Annotated in this window: 20 protein-coding genes; 7 read left to right on the plus strand and 13 right to left on the minus strand. The window is 57.5% G+C overall.

Going from position 1 to position 22,073, the window contains the following annotated elements; genetic code table 11:
• The 8 genes from J3362_RS17055 to J3362_RS17090 all read right to left on the minus strand — a co-directional run bounded on the left by J3362_RS17055 (position 1) and on the right by J3362_RS17090 (position 10,935).
• Entirely contained in the window at positions 1-2,118 is a 2,118-nt protein-coding gene (locus J3362_RS17055; protein ID WP_349521365.1) for a LysM peptidoglycan-binding domain-containing protein, read from the minus strand.
• Positions 2,118-2,912: a DUF4123 domain-containing protein gene (locus J3362_RS17060; RefSeq protein ID WP_349521366.1), complete on the minus strand. Its 795-nt coding sequence runs from the start codon at positions 2,910-2,912 to the stop codon at positions 2,118-2,120. The genes J3362_RS17055 and J3362_RS17060 overlap by 1 nt, the downstream gene beginning before the upstream one ends.
• Complete coding sequence (locus J3362_RS17065) at positions 2,909-5,029, minus strand: type VI secretion system Vgr family protein (RefSeq protein ID WP_349521367.1); 2,121 nt, start codon at positions 5,027-5,029, stop codon at positions 2,909-2,911. The genes J3362_RS17060 and J3362_RS17065 overlap by 4 nt, the downstream gene beginning before the upstream one ends.
• Before the next feature lie 192 nt (positions 5,030-5,221).
• Positions 5,222-6,109, minus strand: a complete 888-nt coding sequence (mmsB, locus tag J3362_RS17070; RefSeq protein ID WP_069184229.1) for a 3-hydroxyisobutyrate dehydrogenase — start codon at positions 6,107-6,109, stop codon at positions 5,222-5,224.
• A 126-nt stretch (positions 6,110-6,235) separates the two neighbouring features.
• Complete coding sequence (locus tag J3362_RS17075; RefSeq protein WP_349521368.1) at positions 6,236-7,306, minus strand: enoyl-CoA hydratase/isomerase family protein; 1,071 nt, start codon at positions 7,304-7,306, stop codon at positions 6,236-6,238.
• Between the two features lie 33 nt (positions 7,307-7,339).
• On the minus strand, positions 7,340-8,119 hold the full coding sequence (locus J3362_RS17080) for an enoyl-CoA hydratase (protein WP_349521370.1): 780 nt from the start codon (positions 8,117-8,119) through the stop codon (positions 7,340-7,342).
• Between the two features lie 62 nt (positions 8,120-8,181).
• Positions 8,182-9,348: an acyl-CoA dehydrogenase family protein gene (locus tag J3362_RS17085; protein ID WP_349521372.1), complete on the minus strand. Its 1,167-nt coding sequence runs from the start codon at positions 9,346-9,348 to the stop codon at positions 8,182-8,184.
• Positions 9,349-9,441: 93 nt separating this feature from the next.
• Positions 9,442-10,935 (minus strand): CoA-acylating methylmalonate-semialdehyde dehydrogenase, encoded by a 1,494-nt coding sequence (locus J3362_RS17090; RefSeq protein WP_349521373.1) that lies wholly within the window; start codon positions 10,933-10,935, stop codon positions 9,442-9,444.
• A 161-nt stretch (positions 10,936-11,096) separates the two neighbouring features.
• Here J3362_RS17090 and J3362_RS17095 point away from each other — a divergent pair, with 161 nt between their 5' ends.
• The 3 genes from J3362_RS17095 (at position 11,097) to J3362_RS17105 (ending at position 13,452) form a co-directional block, all read left to right on the plus strand.
• Positions 11,097-11,972: an AraC family transcriptional regulator gene (locus J3362_RS17095; RefSeq protein ID WP_349521374.1), complete on the plus strand. Its 876-nt coding sequence runs from the start codon at positions 11,097-11,099 to the stop codon at positions 11,970-11,972.
• Positions 11,973-12,075: 103 nt separating this feature from the next.
• Entirely contained in the window at positions 12,076-12,504 is a 429-nt protein-coding gene (locus tag J3362_RS17100; protein WP_349521375.1) for an SRPBCC family protein, read from the plus strand.
• A gap of 147 nt (positions 12,505-12,651) precedes the next feature.
• The gene (locus tag J3362_RS17105; protein ID WP_349521377.1) at positions 12,652-13,452 is read left to right on the plus strand and encodes an oxygen-binding di-iron domain-containing protein; all 801 of its coding nucleotides are present in this window, start codon (positions 12,652-12,654) and stop codon (positions 13,450-13,452) included.
• 77 nt (positions 13,453-13,529) lie between these two features.
• On the opposite strand, the gene J3362_RS17110 is transcribed toward J3362_RS17105, so the two are convergent.
• A complete protein-coding gene (locus J3362_RS17110; RefSeq protein WP_349521379.1) occupies positions 13,530-13,985 on the minus strand; it encodes a hypothetical protein in 456 nt (151 codons plus the stop codon).
• Positions 13,986-14,164: 179 nt separating this feature from the next.
• On the minus strand, positions 14,165-14,758 hold the full coding sequence (locus tag J3362_RS17115) for a tetratricopeptide repeat protein (protein ID WP_349521381.1): 594 nt from the start codon (positions 14,756-14,758) through the stop codon (positions 14,165-14,167).
• A gap of 222 nt (positions 14,759-14,980) precedes the next feature.
• On the opposite strand from J3362_RS17115, the gene J3362_RS17120 reads away from it, so the two are divergent.
• Together J3362_RS17120 and J3362_RS17125 are read left to right on the plus strand one after the other, a co-directional pair.
• Positions 14,981-15,706 carry a YebC/PmpR family DNA-binding transcriptional regulator gene (locus tag J3362_RS17120; RefSeq protein WP_349521383.1) on the plus strand — a complete coding sequence of 242 codons (726 nt, stop codon included), beginning with the start codon at positions 14,981-14,983 and terminating at the stop codon, positions 15,704-15,706.
• 37 nt (positions 15,707-15,743) lie between these two features.
• On the plus strand, positions 15,744-16,490 hold the full coding sequence (locus J3362_RS17125) for a glutamine amidotransferase (protein WP_349521385.1): 747 nt from the start codon (positions 15,744-15,746) through the stop codon (positions 16,488-16,490).
• A 21-nt stretch (positions 16,491-16,511) separates the two neighbouring features.
• Here J3362_RS17125 and J3362_RS17130 read toward each other — a convergent pair whose 3' ends face one another.
• From J3362_RS17130 to J3362_RS17140, 3 genes are read right to left on the minus strand one after another with little or no spacing between them, the layout of a single operon-like run.
• On the minus strand, positions 16,512-16,862 hold the full coding sequence (locus tag J3362_RS17130; RefSeq protein ID WP_008175962.1) for an FHA domain-containing protein: 351 nt from the start codon (positions 16,860-16,862) through the stop codon (positions 16,512-16,514).
• 10 nt (positions 16,863-16,872) lie between these two features.
• Positions 16,873-17,628 (minus strand): protein phosphatase 2C domain-containing protein, encoded by a 756-nt coding sequence (locus J3362_RS17135; RefSeq protein ID WP_349521387.1) that lies wholly within the window; start codon positions 17,626-17,628, stop codon positions 16,873-16,875.
• A complete protein-coding gene (locus tag J3362_RS17140) occupies positions 17,628-19,280 on the minus strand; it encodes a serine/threonine-protein kinase (RefSeq protein WP_349521389.1) in 1,653 nt (550 codons plus the stop codon). The genes J3362_RS17135 and J3362_RS17140 overlap by 1 nt, the downstream gene beginning before the upstream one ends.
• A 159-nt stretch (positions 19,281-19,439) precedes the next feature.
• On the opposite strand from J3362_RS17140, the gene J3362_RS17145 reads away from it, so the two are divergent.
• Together J3362_RS17145 and J3362_RS17150 are read left to right on the plus strand one after the other, a co-directional pair.
• On the plus strand, positions 19,440-20,888 hold the full coding sequence (locus J3362_RS17145) for a phospholipase D family protein (protein WP_349521391.1): 1,449 nt from the start codon (positions 19,440-19,442) through the stop codon (positions 20,886-20,888).
• Between the two features lie 19 nt (positions 20,889-20,907).
• Complete coding sequence (locus J3362_RS17150) at positions 20,908-21,972, plus strand: hypothetical protein (protein ID WP_349521393.1); 1,065 nt, start codon at positions 20,908-20,910, stop codon at positions 21,970-21,972.
• The last annotated feature ends 101 nt before the right edge of the window (positions 21,973-22,073 follow it).

Genomic DNA, 22,073 nt, shown 5'->3' on the forward strand with positions numbered 1-22,073 from the left:
TTAACCAATCCTACAAATACGACAAACATTAAACGGATCCATTCTTACCGGCCTGTCAGCGACGGCCACCTGGTCCTTCAAGCCTCGAATGAAGAGATGCTGATCCGATTTATTCTTGCCTATGAAGTCAAACAGTCGGTCGAGGTTATTTTCGAACTCATCCAGCCGGGCTAAGCCTTGCGGATTCATTCGTAACACCGTTTCCTCGAAATCACGCCATCCCTGAAACGATTTCAGAATCAAATTCACGGCTTGAATTTTAATATCGTCATCACTCCAGATATCGGGCGTTAGCCACCAGTCGTAAAGGATATTGTCCAGAATTACGCCTTTGACCTCAGGCGGAGAATGCAGAAAGACCGAACTATCTTTAACTGTAATATCTTGAACTACATTCTCAGCAATTTCGCTGCCCTGTTGTTCTCGATGGCGGTCAACAAACACGGCATGAATATAATCTACAACCCCATCCACCAAAGTGTCCGCAAATCCTTGGGCCACTTCTAATGCCGTAAGCCCCCGAGCCAGAGCGAACAAGCTCATACGCCGATACCAATCAAAAGCTTCTGTATCGCGATCGAAAAGCTCAAGATACCGAAAATCGACATCCATCAGAGCGTTATAAACGAAGTGAAGCATCCGCAATATTTTCTGAGTTTCGATCTCCAACAAGAAACTCCCCGACGCGCCAGCACCGAAAACTAGCCCCGCATGAACATTGATATAAAACTTTCCAGTGACGCGACTGAATTCCAACCGAACGTTAAGCTCAGCACCTCCACCTAATGCACCTTCAACTTTCTGTCCAATGACACAAAGCCTGTCCCACTCTCTCTCCTCCGTTAACACATCCTTCCAGCGCAGCTCACCAGAAACCTCACAACCACCACGAACCCCGGCAAACACACCCGCGTCCATGCCAGCCCCTTGTCCATGCTTTCGGGCGGCAATACCCTTGAGTTTGGGAAGGCCATCGCTGGTGGACACCTCAACGTTGGCAGCCACGAGCGCAGAGGCGCCGGCAAACCCGGTCAGCGAGGCGTTGATCGCTGCCTGGAAATGGCCGAGCGACGCGATCTTGCGCTCGCCATCCCAGCCTCCAACCCGATAAGGAATCCGGATTTCGGACCGGTTATTCACCGGAAACGCCTGCTCAACACCAACCTTGCCCTGCGCCAGGGCATACTGCGCTTCCGCTTTCGCCTGGAAATGCACTTCCCCCTTGCGCGGATCAAATTCACCCGAAGCTGCCGCACCGGCAGCAAAGCGCATGAACTGTGCTTCTGCGGAGGCATCAAACCCGGTTTCATCGACCGCTTCCCGCCTGGCTTCCGCGTCTCCCCAGATGGACCAGGATGCCTCATCGTAAAACTTGTTCAACGTCGTCATCAGCGCGCCATTTTTATCCGGCTCCCAGAGGGTTGCGTTGAACTTGATGTTAAGTTCGCTTCGGATAGCATCTCGTAGCTTAGCCGGATCAACGCCGTTCTCGGTTAGCCAACCCTTACTGCGCTCCCTGTCTCGCGATGCCATCGAATACCGGCGAGGGTGGTTCGCGATCTTGTCAGAGCGCACGAAAGTGACGTGTTTGTTGCCAGCCAACCGCTTTATCTCAGTAATCGGTGGGATGGATTGCATGTCGGTGGTCAGGACTGAGCGTGCCTCAAGCTCGTTTATCAGCCGCTCTTTTTCCTTCTGTACCTCCGAAAGCAACTGCCCTTGGCCTTCGGTCGCGCCCAATTCGGAGTCCGTCTCGCCTGGATCAAGCCTGTCAAGCTTCCCGTAGAATTCGGTTATCGGACCACAAACAAATTCCTCTTCTTCGACCCACTCCGCCAATTCCGCCTCGGTCAGAAGAATCAGCTCGTCCGCTCCGGTTACGTGAACGACTTCCACGATTTCTTCGGAACAGGATGGCTCCTGGGCGACAGAACCTACTTCGCAGCCAGAAAATTCAGCCTCGTTGGCAGCTGGTAGCTTGAGCAGCTGTCCGGGGAAGATACGATCCGGGTTATCAATTTCAGGATTCAGCCGCATCAGGCTGCTGAGGGTCGTTTGATGCCGTTGTGCAATCGCACTGAGGGTGTCGCCAGAGCGAACGGTATATTCAGAATTCATCAGGCAACTCCGTATGCCAAATGGGTATCTACTGCTTTTAGACGCGCGCCGATCGAGAGCTCAGGATCAGACAGGATGGCTTGAATTTCGGCTAGCTTGAGCCGCTCCCCGTGAACCAAGGCAAGCTCGGCGTAACGGCTCACATCCTTTTCGGTTTGAAATCCCAGCGCGGTTGCATCACCGATCCATTGCTCCAACCGTGCTTGATCCTTTATGTCGAGGAACCGGCCCAGCTTCTCTACAAACTCCTCCCTGGCACTCCGTGCCAGCGCCGCCACATGAGTATCAGTAAGCAGAAACCAGCCCTCATCAACGGCTTTTCTGGCGGGTTGCGAGCCGTCTGACCCGAATCTGGATAGCTCGCCGTCTGGCTGGAAGACCAACCACTCCCTGACCGGCCCGCTAAAGCGGGTGCGCTCCTGCTCATTGAGGGCAGACATCAGCCGCTGAAGCTGCTTCGGTGCGTAAAAGCGCAAATAGGAAAATCCCCCCTCCGGCAACTGCACACTGAGCAGGCTGCGTAAATGGCCCGCCACAACGGGCATGCACTCATCCGACACGAGGACAACAGCTTTATCCTGCCACTCCGGTTGAGCTCGCCAGAGGCGCGTGGCCTCGGAAGGTTTGACCAGGCATGGGGTGACCTTCAAAGCCGGCTCATGGTGCGTGCCCAGGAAAAGATATTCCAGCTCGGGCTGATCGTCATTCTCGTAAATGAAGCGCGGTGCATCGAACAATGCGCTGTCCATAAGAAGGTAGGCTTTACCTCTGGTTGTCTCATCCAGCCCTATCATGCAGTCGCACCCTCGCATGGACAGGATGAAAGTGCGCAGGTGCCATCCGGCTTGCGGCCGCACTGCTTGACCAGTGCAACATCGTTCCTGGCCGCCGTTTTCAGGGCCTGCACCGAACTTGGAGTCGGACCGGCTAAAGCCCGGGTGTCGGTTTCCGCGAGCTGTGCCGGTTTATTCGTATCGGCAATTTCACTCAGGCTAGCCGGAAGCGCCGGATCTTGGGCCGACACCCCGCTTCCACTCCCCGGACCGCCGCCAGAATTCATGCGAACCGAAGGCCCGGAAACCGTGACACCGCTGGGATCCAGCTTCAGAAAGCTGCCACCGGCTTTGAGCGTGAGTTCGGCGCCCGCCTCTATTACGACTTTCAAACCCGCTTTGTGGTGGATCTCGGTGCCGGCTTCAACGAGCTGGTTTTTGCCTTGTTTGCTGTGAAAACTACCACCTACCGATAGGCTGTAATCACGGCCTATAGACTCGCGCTGTTCGCCATCAACGGTGCGGTGCTCATTGCCTTTCACGTGAGCGAAATCGTGGTTTTCGACAGTGCGATGACTGTCGTTCCGAATCACTTCCGTGCGGTTGTTCTCGGTGAGCAGGTCCAGGTCTTTCTGGGCGTGGACGTAGATCTGTTCCTGGTCCGCCTCATCCTCAAACCGCAGTTCGTTGCTGCCCTCGCCCTTGTGGGTCTTGGTTTTCAGGGTGGTGCGAGTTTTGTGCTCCGGCAGCCCATAGGGTGGCGTGTTGGTGATGTGATGGGTTCGCCCGGTGATGATAGGCTGGTCCGGGTCGCCGTCCAGGAAGGAGACAATTACCTCGTGGCCGATTCGTGGCAAGGCCATGAAGCCATACTGGCCACCGGCCCAGCCCTGACTGACTCGGAGCCAAGCGCTACTGTGTTCGTCATTTTTCGAGTAGCGATCCCAAGGGAAACGGACTTTGACCCGGCCATGTTCATCGCAGTGGATCTCTTCGCCTTCCGGGCCTGTGACAATCGCAATTTGCGGGCCGTCCATCAGAGGACGATGGGGCGTTCGGGGACGCCAGGTCAGGTCTGCAGGTATGGCATTGAACCGGTTGTGATAGGTGGTGGGTTCGCTGCCGCCCTCCTCTTCCAGGGCCTGGGGCTGGGTGCCGGTGTGAGTGACTGCGGTCAGCAGCCATTCCCGATTCAGGGCGTCGCTGTCGTGCTCCTTCAGTTCAACCTTGGCGCCGGCGCTGAAGTCCGGGCGATTGCTCTCACCGGATGCGGTGCTGGCATCATTGCGGAGGGATTGCAGTCTGGCTTCGGTAAACGGCTGGCCACTGGCATCGGCCTTGAAACGGCCGGGGTAATCGTAGTGCTGATAGTCCTCCCGGTGTTTCAGATCGCCGCTGGCTTGCTCATGCATCAGCGCATAAGCAGGATTCCGGAAGGTGTAATCCTTCATCGCTACGGAAGCGACCCGCACCCGCTCTTCATAACGGAATCGAAAAACCGAGGGTCGCCGGGTGCTGCCGCCTGCTTTGGCGTTATATTCTGCCGGCTCCAGCTTAGGAGCGTCGCCATGATGGTCGGCGATTACAAGCGCCGGCTGTGTGTCCGCGTCCACGCTTCCGTGTTCATAACGATAGTGCCAGCCCTCTTCAGCTGACATGCGTTCGAAAAAGGCGAGGTCGCTCTCACGATGCTGAACGCAGTACTCACGCTGTTCTGGTGTACGCTTCAGGTCGAAAACTGTGTCGATAATGCCGCGCTCTTCGAGCAAGGTTCGCGCGATGGCCTCGGTGCTTTGGGTCTGAAAGATCCGGCTATTGTGCATCAGACCCAGGCGCCAGAGCGGCGGCTGGACACTCAGTTCATAGCGGGTACGCCGGTGGCCGGCATCACCACGAACAAATTCGTTGACCACACCGGTGAACCGCCTGAGCGGCACGCCGTCCTGCCAGAGAACAAGATCAACCGGTTGCTCCAGGATCTCTGCTGCCTGAATCGATGGGTCGGTACTGGCCAGCTCAAGACGACCCTGAAATACCTCGGAAAGGCGCTCGGTCAGTGCGAAGCCAACCACGGAAAATAAATCGGAGGGGAGTCCGCCAACACGGGCGGTGAACTGCAATCCGCTTGCCTGGGGCATATCTTCAATCCTTGAAGGTATGGTTATGTCCTGTTCCCGGCAGCCTTTAGCCAACCAAGTCCCTGGTTGGGCTACCGAACAACAACTCGCGGCAAAAGTACCAGCAGCGACTCTGAAAATCCAGCGGCTGGTCGCAAAAACGCGAATATGACTGGGGCCAGATGAAGCGTTTCATCTGGCCCCGATAGCGCATTACTCGGGCTTGTAGAGCCTCTGAATACTCGAGAAGTCCAGGCTGCCATTGCCCTGCCCCGCATGAAGCTGGAACAGGTTGCGAGCCAGAGAGCCCATGGGAATGGAGGCCTGGTTTTTGACGGCGTTGTCGAATGCCAGCCCCAGATCCTTGGTCATCAGGTTCACAAGGAAACCGCCCTCGTAATTTCTGGACGCAGGTACCCCTTCCATCACGCCCGGCCAGGGGTTGTAGACGTTCAACGCCCAGTTACCACCGGAACTCTGCTTCATGATTTCCGAGAGCACCGCCGGATCCAGCCCATTCTTCACACCCAGTGCCAGCGCTTCGCTGGTACCAGACATAAGGATGGCCAGCAGCATGTTGTTGCAAATCTTGGCCACCTGGCCGGAGCCATGATCCCCGGCGTGGAAGATGTTCTTGCCCATCGCATCGAGGATCGGCTTGGCCTTGTTAAAGGCCTCTTCCGAGCCGCCACAAATGAAGGTCAGCGTTCCGGCCTTGGCACCACCGACGCCGCCGGATACCGGCGCATCAAGGAACGGGATGTCCTTGGCTCGTGCCACTTCGGCCACGCCCCTCGCTGTTTCCGGAGCAATGGTGGAGGAGTCGATAACCAGAGTACCAGCAGGCAGTTTCGCCAGCAGGCCATCATCACCCAGGTAGACAGCTTCCACGTGTTGCCCGGCAGGCAGCATGGTGATGACACATTCAGCGCCATTGGCGGCTTCGTGGGCGGTATCTGCGGTTTTTGCGCCTTCGGACACCAGAGCCGCCACGGCGTCTTTGGATAGGTCGAATACGGTGACCTCGTGGCCGGCTTTTACCAGGTTACTGGCCATGGGGCCGCCCATGTTACCGAGGCCGATGAAGGTGATTTTTGCCATGTTCATTCTCCTTGTTCTTATAGTTTGGATGTTTGTCGGATTACGCTTTGCTAATCCGACCTACGGTTTGGTTGCGCTCCGGGTAGGTCGGATTAGCAAAGCGTAATCCGACAACCCAGCCGGCTATCATTTAAAAAAATCGTCGATCCACGCGCTGTCCATCTCGGCAAGGGTCGCATAGCGCCAGCGGGGCTGCTGGTCCTTGTCGATCAGAAGCGCGCGGATACCCTCTGCAAACTCCCCTTTGGTCAGGCACTTGGTGGAGAGCACCAGTTCCTTGTCGAGGACCTCTTTCAGGCTATTGTGTTTGCAGCCGTGCAGGTGACGCCAGACCAGAGCCAGGGAGGTCGGTGACGCACCCGCCAGGGAGCGGGTCGCTTTCGCCACCCAGCCGTCGCCACCGGACAGCTCTTTCAGCTGATCGACGGTCGCTTCAAGGGAGTCGGCATCGGTGACCCGGTTGATCTCATCAAAATGGGTACGCACCGGAGATTCTGGCATGGCGTCGGCGCTCTCACGCTCGAACTGTCTGAGCACACTACCGACGACGGCGTGAGCGCCCTCATCCTGCCAGTTGCGCTTGCAAAGCTCAGCAACCACATCCGCTTTGAGATCGTGCCGGATGAATCGATCCGCCAGGCCAGTAAAGATCGCATCGGCACCATTGAGACGGGCACCTGTTAGCCCAAGAAACAGGCCGGTACGGCCAGGTGTCCGGTTAAGGAACCAGCCCGCCGCCACATCAGGGTAGAGACCAATGGTGATCTCGGGCATGGCAAGCTTCGAGCCTTCGGTAACCACACGATGCGAGGCCCCTTCCATAATGCCCATGCCGCCACCCATCACGATGCCATGACCCCAGCAAACGATCGGTTTCGGGAAGGTATGGATCAGGTAATCCAGCTCATATTCCTCGGTGAAGAAAGCCTCACCTTCACTGGCTCCCTGGGGCTCAGTCATGCTGCGATACAACGCTACGATGTCGCCACCAGCACAGAAAGCCTTATCGCCTTCTGATTCCAGCCAAACGGCCTGGATAGCTGGATCTTCCGCCCAACGCTTCAACTGCGGTGTCAGCAACCGAATCATCTCCAGAGACAGAGAGTTCAGAGTCTTGGGCATGTTCAGTCGGGCCACGGCAATCAGCGCGCCGTCGCCCGTTTTCCATTCTTCAAAAATAATGGGTTGATCACTCATAACAGGTCCTTGAGCCAGCTTTGCGAACCGGCTTCAGCGGTTTTTCCATTCCGGTTTGCGCTTGTCCAGAAACGCGTTCACGCCTTCTTTCTGGTCTTCGGTGGAGAACAGCTCAACAAACAGTTCACGCTCCATGCGCCAGCCATCGTCATGGCTGCGGCCATCGCGGGCGCTCATCACCAGTGTCTTACAACGGGCCGTGGAAGACGGGCTCTGCTGGCATGCCATTTCCGCCAGTTCCAGCGCTTTCTCCAGGCTCTTGCCAGACGGTACTACTTCTTCCACCAGACCGATCTGCAGCGCCTTGTCAGCCTTCACGCGCTCACCACACAGAATCATCCGTTTGGCCCAGCCTTCACCCACCAGCCAGGGCAGGTTCTGGGTGCCGCCGGCACAAGGTAAAAGGCCAACGCCTGCTTCGGGCAGTGCCATCTGGGCATGCTCTTCGGCAATGCGGATGTCACAGGCCATGGCGCACTCAAGGCCGCCACCCATGGCGTAGCCGTTCACCGCCGCGATAGAAACACCGCGGAACCGCTGCAGCGTAGAGAAGGCCTCGCCAAAAAGCTGGCCCATCTCGTTCGCCCGGGCCTTGTCGCCATCGGCGAAGGTTTTCAGATCGGCGCCGGCGGAATAGAACTTCTCGCCCTGGCCGGTCATCACCAGGGCAAAAATATTCCGGTCTTCGTTCAGTTCCTTGACGATGCTCGTCAAGGCAATCAGGGAATCCTTCGTCCAGGTGTTGGCCGGTGGATTGTTGATGGTCAGTACCGCGATATGTCCGCGTTTTTCGAGCTGAATCAGGTCACTCATTTGTTATTCCTCATACTGAAAATGGAGTCGGATGACGATTTCATCAGACCCCATTTTTATGCTTATTGAATTGCCTCAGCCACGCCGTCATCGAGCAGGCGACGGGCAACAATCAGACGCATGATTTCGTTGGTGCCTTCCAGGATCTGGTGCACACGCAGGTCACGCAGATAGCGCTCAAGCGGGTATTCACGAATGTAGCCATAACCGCCGTGAAGCTGCAGCGCCTCGTTGACCACTTCGAAACAGGCATCGGTGGCGAACCGCTTGGCCATGGCGCAGTGCAGTGTGGCTTCCGGATCGGAGTTATCGAGCTTGAACGCGCCCAGACGAACCATCTGCCGGGCGGCCACCAGGTTGGTGGCCATGTCGGCCAGCTTGAACTGCAGAGCCTGGAAAGCCGCCAGCGGCTTACCGAACTGTTCCCGCTCGTGCATGTAGTTACGGGCACGGAGAAGAGCCGCCTGGGCACCACCGAGGGAACAGGTGGCGATATTCAGACGCCCACCATCGAGCCCCTTCATGGCGATGGCAAACCCGTCGCCCTCGTCACCAACTCGGTTGCTGGCCGGAATGCGGACATTCTCCAGGCTGATCATCCGGGTCGGCTGGCTGTGCCAGCCCATTTTCTCTTCGTTCTTACCGTAGGAAACGCCATCGGCATCTGCGGGAATCACGAAGGTAGAAATGCCTTTATAGCCGGAGTCCGGCGCTCCGGTTCGGGCCATGAGCACTAGCACATCGGTCTCGCCAGCGCCGGAAATGAATACCTTACTACCATTGATCACATAGCTGTCGCCATCCCGCACCGCCTTGGTGCGAAGACTGGCCGCGTCTGAGCCGGCACCCGGCTCGGTCAGGCAGTAGGAGGCGAGCCATTCGCCGCTGGCGAGTTTAGGCACGATTTCCTGCTTTAGATCATCCGACGCAAAGCTGGCGACCATCCAGGTAGCCATATTGTGGATGGTGATAAACGCGGCGGTTGAAGGGCACGCAGCAGCGAGCTCCTCCACGATGACCGAGGTATCCAGCCGGGACAGACCCATGCCGCCAAGGGCTTCGGGGGTGTACATACCCATGAAGCCCATTTCGCCGGCTTCTTTGAGCACGTCTTTCGGGAAGATATGTTCGACGTCCCACTTTGCCGCGAACGGCGCCATGGATTTTTCCGCAAACGCCCGGGCTGCTTCGCGAAACGCCTGCTGGTCTTCTGTGAGGTTAAAATCCATCGTTACGCTCCAGATAGTAGGGGCTTGGCATTGAAAGGGGAAAAGAAGGGGCCGGAAACAGGTTCCGGCCCAAATACCCCACCTTCAACGCAATTAACGCAACTGGATAGAGAAGTTGGCTTCTGTGCTGGTCGCTTCACTGGAGAACCAGCGGGAGGTCACCGTTTTGGTTTCGGTGTAGAAGCGAACCGCCTGCTTGCCATAAGCGTGCTGATCCCCGTAGAAGGAGCCCTTCCAGCCGGTGAACGAGAAGAACGGCAGGGGTACCGGGATGGGAATGTTCACACCCACCTGGCCCACATCGATCTCATGCTGGAAGCGACGCGCGGCACCGCCAGAGCTGGTAAAGATGGAGACGCCGTTGCCGTACGGGCTGTTATTTACCAGCTCGATGGCATCACCGAGGGTGTCGGTTTCCATGCAGGAGAGCACGGGACCGAAGATTTCCTCGTTGTAGATGTCCATCTCGGTGGTTACACCGGAGAACAGCGTCGGGCCAACCCAGTTGCCATCGGGCAGTCCGTCCACGGTACAACCGCGACCGTCCAGCAGCAGATTGGCGCCCTGGGCTTCGCCGGTCGCAATCAACGATTCAATACGGTCTTTCGCCTTGCCAGAGATGATCGGGCCATAGCTGGCACCGGAATCGTTCCACGCGCCGGGGCGTACTTTCGCCATGGCTTCTTTCAGCTCCGGAATCCACTGCTGGGCTTCGCCCACGAACACAGCGACGGAAATGGCCATGCAGCGCTGGCCGGCTGCGCCCACAGAGGCACCAACCAGGGCGTTGATGACCTGCTGCTTGTCCGCATCAGGCAGGATCACCATGTGGTTCTTGGCACCGGCAAAGCTCTGTACACGCTTCATGTTGCGGGTACCGGTTTCGTAGATGTAACGACCGACCGGCACAGAGCCTACAAAAGAGACAGCCTTGATGGCGGGGTCGGTCAGCAGAACATCGACCTGTTCCTTGCCGCCGTGAACTACCTGCAGGACGCCCTTGGGTGCGCCAGCCTCTTCAAACAGCTCGGCAAGGCGCGTGGGTGTCAGAGGGTCCTGTTCGGACGGCTTCAGAATAAAGGTGTTACCACAGGCAATGGCCATCGGGAACATCCACAGCGGTATCATGGCCGGGAAGTTGAACGGGGTAATACCGGCACACACACCCAGCGGCTGGATCCAGGAATGGGTATCCACCTCACGGGCCACGTTTTCAACGGTTTCGCCCATCATCATGGAGGCGACATTGGCAGCGTGCTCGACCACTTCAATACCACGCCAGACATCGCCCTTGGCGTCGTCAAAGGTCTTACCGGTTTCCTTGGAAAGAATTTCGGCAATTTCATCATGATGTTCTTTCAGCAGGGCCTGATACCGCAGCATGACACGGGCACGCTCGGAGACCGGAACTTCCTTCCAGGTCTTGAACATTTCACCGGCGCTGTCGATGGCCTTGCGCATTTCGGCATCCGTGGTACACGGAGCCTTGGCGATTACTTCGTTGGTCGCGGGGTCGGTGACGTCAATCCAGTCATTGGTGCTGCTCTGGACGAATTCACCTGCGAGATACAGCGGTACATTTTTCATGTTGATGTCCCTGTTTGTTTTTGTGCGGGAAGCCGGCCGGAACCGTAGAGTTGCGGCCACGTTTAACCAAAGGCTAGCACGGGATCGACCAAGGGGTGATTGACTAAATTTCGCCCGTAATGGACTATCTTTCGATAAAGCTCAAACAAACAAGACCAGAAATGACCCAAACCTCACAGTGGCCGGTGCCAAAAGACAGCATTCGCTACGTGGTGCCTGAGCCGATCATTCGACTACTCGCGAGCCATCCACTTACCCGGGATCTCTATCCGCTGGCGTTCGGCCACTACCGGCGCGCCGTCGGCCATCACATGCACCGGGAGCACCATCACGACAATCTTTTGATCTATTGCACGGAAGGCCGGGCGTTCCTGAACGTCGACGGGGAGCCCTATACAGTGGAGGCTGGCGACCTGCTGCTCCTGCCCGCCGGCGCCAACCACCGCTATACCGCCGATCCGGATAACCCATGGACCATTCACTGGGTGCACTACACGGGGCCACTGGCAGAGGATTTTCAACATTATATGGGTTTCGACGGCCCGACCCGGATTCGTCATTTGGGCCGACAACCCCGGCTTCTGGTTGACTTCAATGGCCTGCTATCGGTGCGACAGACCGGTTTCCGGGCCCGCGGCCTGATCCATGCGGCCAACCGGCTTCGGCAACTGTTGGCGGCAGTTCCTATTAATGCCGACGAAACCGGGCACGAGCGGCAGGCCGAACTGGATACCATCCACAACTATATGCGGGAGCATCTGGATGAGCGTATCAGCCTGGAGCAACTGGCCGATCTTGCCGGCCTTTCACCGGCTCATTTCGCAACCCGCTATCGGGAACAGACCGGCACCTCTCCGATCCAGCACTTCCTGCACCTGAAGGTGGAACGCGCCTGCCAGATGCTGGACACCAGCAGCCTGAGCTTCGCAGACATAAGCCGACGCCTGGGCTATGACGATGCTTACTATTTTTCCCGACTTTTCAAAAAGGTAATGGGCCAATCACCCCGGGACTACCGGCATACCGCCCGACACTGAACGGTCAACCCGGGCCAGATTAAAACCTGCCGCCTTCTACGACTTTTGTTGTAGGAGCCAAGGGGTTAGGCTGGGGGTATCGAATGACAAAAAGAGTGAGCCCATGGCCATGTACACCATTGAAATTGATGAAACCTTTGAGGTACCCCGACGACGAGTCTTCGCCCTGTTCGCCGACCATTACCGTTTCGGAAAACTGCTGGGAGCGCCGGTCAAACGAATCAAGGACAGCGATCAGGCTGATCCCAACGGCATTGGTTCCGTTCGCAAGATCGGCATCGGCCCGGTCGGCCTGGAAGAAACGGTGACCAGCTTCGAGCCGGATTCATTGATCGAATACACCATCACCAGCATGAGCCCGATCCGCAATCATCTGGGTAGAATCCGCTTCGAGGACACACCGGAAGGGCACACCAGGGTGAACTACACCATCACCTTTGACGACATCGTACCGTTCACCGGTAAGGTCGTCAGCAGCGCCCTGGAACAGGGCATTCGCCGCGGGATCAAACGGGTACCACAGCTTGCCTGAGAGTCGGCAACAACAAATCGTTACTTGAGGAATATCAGAGAATTGACCTGAGGCAAGAGTTGGCTTTTGTCAATTTTGTAATCTCCGCGCAGCTTGCAATATCCGGCCATTCCGGCCGGATCAAACTGTATTTTGCGGGAGACCGAAATGGCAGCCGAACCCATTGTCCTGTTCGATGACGGACACCATAAATGCCTGATGTTCGATTCCCTGGTAACCGGCGAGGGCGTCCAGTCCAACCAGTTCCTGATTGTCGATGGCAAACACGAAGCACTGATCGATCCGGGCGGCGACCTGACCTACACGCCGCTGTCGGTTGCCGCCTCACGCTATATGAACATTCGCGACATGGATTACGTGTTCGCCTCTCACCAGGACCCGGACATTATCGGCGCAATCGACCGATGGATCGTTCATACCCGCGCCAAAATTGTCACCTCAAAGCTCTGGGCCCGGTTCCTTCCGCACCTTGTTTCCAGCTACGTGACCAACCAGCTCAGTGGCAGCGTTTACGACCGCATCATCAGCATCCCCGATGCGGGTGCCAATGTGAAGTTTGGCGAGTCCTATCTTCAGTGTCTGCCAGCCCACTTCATGCATTCGGTGGGCAACCTGCAGTTCTATGACCCGGTCTCCAAAATTCTGTTCTCCGGTGACCTCGGCGCCTCCATGGGTGGCGACGATGACCACCTGCCAGTGAAGGACTTCGACAAACACATACCCAGCATGATCGGCTTCCACCGCCGTTACATCGCTTCCCAGAAAGTTTGTCGCCTGTGGGCGAACATGGTTCGCGAAATGGATGTCGCGATGATCGTTCCCCAGCACGGCAAACGCTTTGAAGGACCGGTTATGGTTGATCGGTTCCTGAAATGGGTCAGCGACATGGAGTGCGGCATCGACCTGATGACCCAGGACAACTATCGGCGCCCGGTCGATTACGTCTAGTCTGGAGTAAAGTGGCAGCCACAAGGCTGCCACTTTCAAAGAGATGACTGCAATTACCAGTATCCGCTTTTCTGGATTTACTGCTTGCCGCCACTTCCTCCGCCGTTCTTTTTCCATTCCTGCGACTTGTTCATTCCATCGCCATTCATCATGCCTTTCTCGCCGTCATTCATCATGCCCGCGCCCTGGCCCTTTTTCTGACCAGCAGCAGTCGGTGGCAGGTTCTCCACATCAATACCACGGGCGCGCGCACGCTCGACCATCCGCTGATGATGCTCCTGGCGGAATGCCTGCCGCTGCTCGGGCGTCATTGAACGCATTTGCTCCCGGAACTGCGCCCTTTCCTGCTCAGACATCATGCCGTAGCCGGAGATGGGGTAACCGTCACGATCCATTTCCTGGTCCTGAGTTTGGGTCTGCAGGCGATCCCTCGTCTGGTCCATGTCCCGGTCCTGATCCTGCGCAAAGGAAGAGGACAGAGGCAACATCAGGCACATTGCCAATGATGCCGAGTACAAAGTTGTTAATTTCATGAGCGCACCTCCACTATCAGCCCGGAAATCCCCGGCTTCGGGAACTGCTGATCAAACCTGGGGTATCCGCTCTAGGGCGGAAGCTCCATAGTTCGAGCATACTCCCGGAGATACCGTCAGAAATCTGACCAAGATCAATTCCGGCCCTTCATGAACACAAATTCACCCTCTATTCATTTCTACAAACAGGCATCCGGCTCACGCCGGCCTGGCGCCGCTGGTAAGCTGTCGGCAAGGCCAGCAAGAAACTGATGCGCACTGGGTTGACCGCTCGTTGAAGCCATCCTGATCAAACATAGCCCCTCAGCGATCCTCCCCTGTTCATACAAGTTCTTTCCCAGCCGCCAGCGGGCATCACTGTTTCCCGCTTCCGCAGCTCGGCGATACCAGCTGAGGGCCTCGTTTTTATCCAGGACGGTTCCTCTGCCCTCTTCATAGGCCATGGCCACTTCGACCATACTGATGGAATCACCGCTATCGGCTGCCCGCAGGTACCACTGGAAGGCTTTCTCCTGGCTTTGTTCCACGCCCTGCCCCTGGGCATACATGTTGGCCACATTCAGCATGCCCTGGCGGCTGCCCTCCTCTGCCAGCTCCAGATACTGCTCGAAGGCCGATTCATATTGCCCCATCTTGTAGACGACATAAGCGTTGAGAACCCGGATCATGTCCCGTGCCACCTGGTCCTGATCGCCGTTCTCGTTACCTCCGGCACTCGCGAACGAGCATAAAAAGATCAGGCACAGAACCAGCATCCGAACCATTGTATGCATTGCGCTTTGTCTTTGCATTCTGCTCCCCGACGCCTGTCAGTTGTACTCTCACGCTAGCAGTGGCTTGCCGATCGGTCTGTGCATCAAAAGTGCTGTCCTGCTGGCACCTTGGTATTGGCGGATCGTGAAAACCATCCCGGAACAGGGACCAAATAAGCCTGTCCCAAACCGGCAATGTTGAGTAAAATCCGGCCTTTTCCAGAGAACCAAGAGGCAGCGCAGATGGGCAGAGCCTACCAGAACCGCAAAGAATCCATGGCCAAGACGGCTGCGGCGAAAACCAAGGTCTACAGCAAGTACGGCCGCGAAATTTACATGAGCGCCAAGTCCGGAGGCCCCGATCCCCAGGCCAACCTGTCCCTGCGCGGACTGATCGAGCGGGCCAAGAAAGACCAGGTGCCTTCGCACGTCATCGAAAAGGCCATCGATAAGGCCAAGGGTGGCGCCGGCGAAGACTATGCTGCGGCTCGCTACGAAGGCTACGGACCGGGCAACTGCATGGTGATCGTGGACTGCCTGACCGATAACCCGAACCGTACTTTTGGTGACGTGCGCCTGGCATTTACCAAGACCAAGTGCAAGATCGGCACCCCGGGCGCCGTGTCTCACATGTTCGACCATAGCGCTATTTTCGTGTTCAAGGGCGAGGATGAAGAAGCCGTTCTGGAAGCACTTATGGAAGCGGATGTCGATGTCACTGACATCGAAAATGAAGATGGCCTGATCACCGTGTTCACACCGAACACCGAATACGCCAAGGCTCGCCAGGCAATCGTGGACGCAATCGAAGACATCGATTTTGAAGTGGATGAAATTCAGTTCCTGCCCAAAACCACCACAATGGTGGAAGGCGACGACATCCCCATGTTCGAGAAATTCCTCGACATGCTGAACGAACTGGACGACGTGCAGAACGTGTTCCACAACGCCGAACTGCCAGAGCAGTAAACAACCCGGGCCTCCGGCCGCGCAGGAAGATAGCACCATGCAACAGAACGCTCCCACAAACCGCAAGGCGCGCGTGGTGGTCCTGAAAACAGGCACCACTTACCCGGACATTCGGGCAAGGTTTGGCGATTTTGACGAGTGGTTCCTGCGCGGGTTGTCAGACGAGTTGGATATTACCGTTGCCAATGCCGAGGCCGGTGAACTGCCGGGGAATCCGGAAGACTGGGACGGCATCGTGGTGACTGGCTCCCCTGCCATGGTGAGCGATCGGGCCGATTGGAGCGAGAACGCGGGCCGTTGGCTGGTAAAAGCCGTCAGAAGCGAAGTGCCGGTGCTCGGTGTCTGCTATGGCCACCAGTTGCTGGCCCACGCGCTGGGCGGGGAAGCTGGTTACCATCCGAATGGCCGGGAAACCGGCACCCACGAGGTTGAGCTCCTTCCCGAGGCCGCTTCCGATGTCTTGTTCCGGGAGCTACCGGAAAAATTTCCTGCCCAGCTGACACACCGGCAGTCCGTGCTGCGCCTGCCTGAAGGAGCGGTGTTGCTGGGACGCAACCAGTTCGAGCCTCATCAGGCTTTCAGAATTGGTCCCTGCGCCTGGGGCGTGCAGTTCCATCCGGAGTTCACGGACACCATTATGAGCGCCTACCTGAAGGTCCAGGCGCCCGACCTGACACGGGAGGGGCTCGATGCGGAGGCGCTGATCGCCGGCGTGAAGCCAGCGCCGGATGCGTCCTCGCTGCTTTCCCGTTTCAGCAGATTTGTTCAGGATCGGATCCGTTAATTCGCGGGCCAACCGTCACGGTCAGTCGAGGATATAGGCGGTTTTTTCCATTGCCTGCTCTTCTTCATCGATGAAGCGGAACTCGTTCCAGCCAATGCGCACCATGTCGTTGCTGTTAAGACGCTGGCGGTCAGCAACCCGCAATTCGTTCACAAAAGTGCCGTTGGTGCTGTTGCTGTCGGTAATGTAGTAATCCACCGTACCTTCCAGATAGGCATTGGGCACCGCTTCTATCAGGGCGTGCTGGCCGCTCACAGAAATTTCATCAATCTGGATATCGTTGTCCGGGCGCCGACCGATGCGCGTTTCCGGTTGCCCGAGTTCAAAGGTGTTAACAACAACGTTATCCACCAGTTGCGAAAGCGAAGCCATGTCAGTTTCCTCAATACTCCAACGTCAGTAATACCACAGACACATTGTCACCGGCCTCGTTTGCCAGGCCAGCATCAATCAGTGCCTGAACCGTGCGCTCCATGCCGTCACTTTCCTTATGGATTTCAAGCCACCGGTACTCCGGAACTGAATCAGTTAACCCATCGGAACACAGCAGCAGAACATCCCCCTCAACAAGTGTCTCACGCCGATAACTGGGGCCTGCCTGCTCTTCCGCTCCCACCGCTCTGGTCAGCACATTCCGGAACGGCACATTGGGCACGTCAGCCTCGGTAATGCTGCCGTCTTCCAGCATGTTCTGGACCACGGTGTCGTCCCGCGTGAGACACAGCGCCTGGCTGCCACGCAGGCTGTAACAACGGGAATCGCCAATGTGAGCAATATGCGCCTGGTTGCCACTCACCCAGGCCACCACCAGTGTCGTGCCCATCTTTTCAAGTCTTGGATCCCCGGTGCGGCGACTCCCTATCCGCTCATTGGCCAACCTGAAGGCCCGATCCAGTTTTTCCCGGATATCCGCATCCGTGGTGCCGCTCGAGGCATCGGCAATTTCAGGCTCAAGGAATTCGATGATGGCATCAACCGCAAGGCGACTGGCAACCTCGCCTCCCTGGTGACCGCCCATACCGTCTGCAACAACCAACAGCGCCTGCCCACCCGCATCATTGATCCGCCAGTCCACCACATCCTGGTTTGATTCCCGGACGGCCCCGCGATGACTCTGGCCGGCAACGTGATATCGCATCAGGACGACACCTCCTGGCCAGCCTCACGAACGGCCAGACGACGCACGGCCTCGGCCATGGTGGCGGCACTGGCAAAGCGCTTGTCCGGCTCGCGCTGGATAGCCTTGTTAATCAGACGGACCACGCCGTTTGGCAGATCCGCGTTGAACTCGCGGACGCTGCGTGGGCGCTTGTTGAGAATCTGGTAGGTCAGGTTGGCCAGGGTATCGCCCTGATAGGGCGTTTCGCCGCTCACCAGCTTGTAAAGCGTTACGCCCAGGCTGTAGATATCGGAGGCACCGGTTACCTTCTGACCCTTCAACTGCTCCGGCGACATATACAATGGGCTGCCCATTACCGCGCCGGTGCGGGTTCGCGAGTCATCGGAGATCTTGGCAATGCCGAAATCGGTGATCTTTATGTCGCCATTGTCGGGATTGAAGATGATATTCCCGGGCTTGATGTCGCGGTGGACGATTTTCTGGCTGTGGGCGTAGGCCAGGGCGTCCGCCACGCGGGCAACAATATCCAGAACCTTGGGCAAGGGCAATAACCGCCCGGTTCTGCCGAATTCACTGAGCGGACGCCCTTTCGCATAGTCCATGGCGATATAGGCGAGGTCTGCCTCCTCGCCAACGTCATAAACGGTGACGATAGCCGGGTGGCTCAGGCGGCCAGCGGCTTCTGCCTCCCGGAAGAATCGCTCCTTGAGATCCTGAAGCTGGCCATCGTCGAACGCCTGGTAGCTGAGGGTTTTGATCGCAACGGTCCGGGCAATCTTCGGATCCTTGCCCAGATAAACCACGCCCATGGCACCACGGCCAATTTCCCGCTCGATCTCGTACCGTCCCAGGGTCGGACGACTCACGGAAGGCTCGGGCATCAACAGGGTGCGGGTATTATCGAAACTGCCGGCCTGCATCAACGAATTATCCGGCGCGAGCTTTTCCAGTGCCGCCAGCCTGGCGGGGGTATCCCGAAAACCTTTCTTTCGTTCCTGGATACTGCGGTAGGTGCCGACCGCCTTGTCGTACTGGCGCTTGCGCTCCTGCTGGATGGCGACGTCGTAGCGCAGCTCGATCTCGCTCTCACAGTCGGGGCAGCGATCCAGCGCTTCGAGGGCCTCGTCTGTATGGCCTTGCTGCAGAAACACCTTGGCCAGTTTCAGCCGCGCATCGCGCACATTGTCTGTAAGTGCACGGATGTGTTTGCGGGGCTGCAGCCAGAACAGCATCACCACATAACCGACCACCAGCAACGTGAGCACCACGCCAAACGGCACCCAGGCGTTGCGGTAGAACATCAAAGCCGCCTGGATCACCACGAGCGAGCCACCAAGCAAAAGAGTGACAGGCAGGGAAACGGCTGCGCCCATCGCCGGAATTGCAAGCACCAGATACAGTGCCGCAATTGCCAGCCCGGCGGTCACTGCCATGTCGGACCAGAGTGGTTCCGAAAGCCCCCGATCAGCCATAGCCGGCCCGAATGCCTCCTGCGGGAGAATCGTAGCCGGGGTAGCGCCCTCAGGCACGCCGAGAATGCTGAACAGCGCACGGTCAGCCCAGCCCACGAGGGCAAGCTGGTCCCCCATGAGGGCAAACACAACAGCCAGAACGAGAATCACGGCCCGCAGACTGAACAGGCGCGGTATGAAAGAGAGTATGGCGTTCACAGGCAACTTTGTTATAAATGGTTGATCTGACTAGTTTAGAAAGCGTGGCGGAACTTCGATACAACGACCGGGGTGTTTTTTGTAAGTGTTTGTTTACCTGAGAGAGAGGTCACGTATAGTTATGCCGTCGTTTACCTCAGGGATGATGGAAATACACACATGACACTGAAGTTACTGATTCTCCTGCTGTTGCTCACCCTGGCCGGCATCGGCCTTTACCACACTCAAAAGCCCCTGCCGCCAGGCATCAGCTATCGGGGAACCGCGATACCGTTGGAGGAACCCGTCCTGCTGACTGACGTCACCCGCCACTATCAGGAGGGCCGGGAAGAGCGAGACCATGAAATCTTCGACGAGGTGTTCCGGCTTATCGGACAAGCCAACGAGTTCATTCTCATCGACATGTTTCTATTCAACAGCACCGGACCGGAGGATGTAGCCCACCGCCCCCTGGCTCAGCAGCTCACAGAAGCCCTGCTGGCCAGGAAAGCGGAGAAGCCGGAGCTATCCATTACGGTCATCTCCGACCCCCTGAACACCATGTATGGCGGCACGACCTCGCCCTGGTTTGAAGCGCTGCGCGATGGTGGCATTCCGGTTGTGGAGACGGCACTCCGCCCGCTACGGGACAGCAATCCCACCTGGTCTTCGATCTGGCGGCTGTGCTGCCAGTGGTTCGGCAACAATCAGGACGGTGGCTGGCTGGACAACGCCCTGGGCACCAAGCCTGTAACCCTTCGAAGCTATCTCGCACTGCTGAACTTCAAGGCCAACCATCGCAAGCTTGTGATAGCAGATGAGGCGGGTTCCCTGAGGGCCATCGTTACCTCGGCCAACCCTCACGATGGCAGCAGCCGGCACAGCAACCTGGGGCTGAGCTTCACGGGGCCGGCGGTCATTGATCTGTTGAAAAGCGAACGGGCCGTTCTCGCCATGTCCGGAGCGGACACCAGCCTGATCGATGAACGGATCAGCCAGGCTTCCGAAGGTACGGCGAAATCCGACAAACCTGAAATGCCACGGGTGGCAGTGCTGACCGAATCAGCCATCCTCGACCAGGCTCTGGCGATGATTCACGAGTCTTCAGCTGGCGATCAGTTGGACCTGGCCATGTTCTATCTCTCACATCGCGATATTGTCAAAGCCCTGGTCGGCGCCGCCAAACGGGGCGCTGCGCTGCGAGTTCTGCTTGATGCCAACAACGAGGCCTTCGGCCACCAGAAGAGTGGCATTCCCAACAGGCAGGTCGCCATGGAACTGGTTCGCGCGGGCGTTCCGGTACGTTGGTGTAATACCCTGGGTGAGCAATGCCACACTAAACTGTTGATGTTGGCGAGAGAAAACGGCGCAACAGAACTGCTCCTGGGTTCGGCCAATTTTACCCGGCGCAATCTCGACGATCTGAATCTCGAAACCGATGTCTGGGTATCGGTGCTGGAGCAGTCACAGGTTGCGAGCGGAGCCCGGCGATTCTTTGACGAGCAATGGCAAAAAGGCCCTGGCGACGATCCGGTGATGAGCCTCCCCTACGAGCGTTGGGCCGACGAATCCAGACTTCGCTACTGGCGCTACCGGATTATGGAGGCGACCGGCCTGTCGACCTTCTGAACAGAACAGGACAAGAGCCATGACAACACCCGTGCATGCGCGCCCTATCGCAGAGCGTATCGACTGGCTGATGGAGCTCAGCCGGGCCCATTCGGCCAGCTTTTGCAGCCCGGAAAACCATCTGGCCAGGCAGCGCTACCTGGCAGAGCACAATACCCAGATCATTGCCATGAAGTGCATGGATGGCCGCATCCACCTGCCCTACGTGACCCAAACGCCTCTTGGTGTCATTCACCCGTTCAGGAACCTTGGCGGGATCTTTGAGCTTGGCTGGCCCTACCTCGGCGACATGCTGGCGGACACGGTCCAACAAGCCGTAACCCAGGGACGACGGGTGCTGATCATCATTACCTACCACTATTCAAAAGGTTCACGGGAACGGGGCTGCGCCGGCTTCGACTGCGACCGAGAGGCCGCCATGCGCCATGCGTTCCAGATCCGGAGCCAGGTGGAAAAACTGTTCGGAAACGGCCACCGAACGGTCTATCCCCTGGTATGTGGTTTCGAGAGCGACGAGGATGCACTGGTTTTGCACGGTAGCCAGGAGCGAACGCTGGATCTGTCTACCATTCCTGTGTCGAGACTTGCCGATATGGCCTCCGAAATCGCCTCCCTTTGTCCGGATATGCCGGAACCGGTTCAGCGTGATCTGCTGCCCCTGGTTGAGGGCAATATCCGGCACGTGAACGAGATTCGGCGTTTTGACCGGGAATTGAACATAGAGCACCGGGAGTGGGTCATCTGCCTCGGCAGGGGGTTCGATTTCCTGCACGCACCCAACGTAGCCCTGATCATCGGCCCCTACAGCCCGGATCTGTCCCATCCCATCCGCCAGGCCGCCGGAATCATAAAGAGCAACATGGATAATGGCCGTGTTCCGGACGATGGTTTCCTGCTGCTCTGCTCCGCGCCCTACCAGGAACCGGGCACCCAGAAGGCCCGGGCAGAGCTGAAATCGGCGTTCCTGGCAGAGTTCGGCGCCAACGTTATCCGCCAGGCGTACCCAGACCTTGCCAGCCGCATGGTCGCACGCTCGGCTATACTCCATTGGCCGGAGCGAAAGCTGCAGGTTTGTGAATCCTGAACGATTCGTATGTTGAGGGAACGCAACCGACTGTTTTATCGTCCGGTTAGTGCAAGATGACTAACAAACCGCTACACCGGAAGTAGCCAACGAACAGGAGT

Source organism: Marinobacter sp. NFXS11 (genome assembly GCF_040148675.1).
In the GTDB taxonomy this organism is placed as follows: domain Bacteria; phylum Pseudomonadota; class Gammaproteobacteria; order Pseudomonadales; family Oleiphilaceae; genus Marinobacter.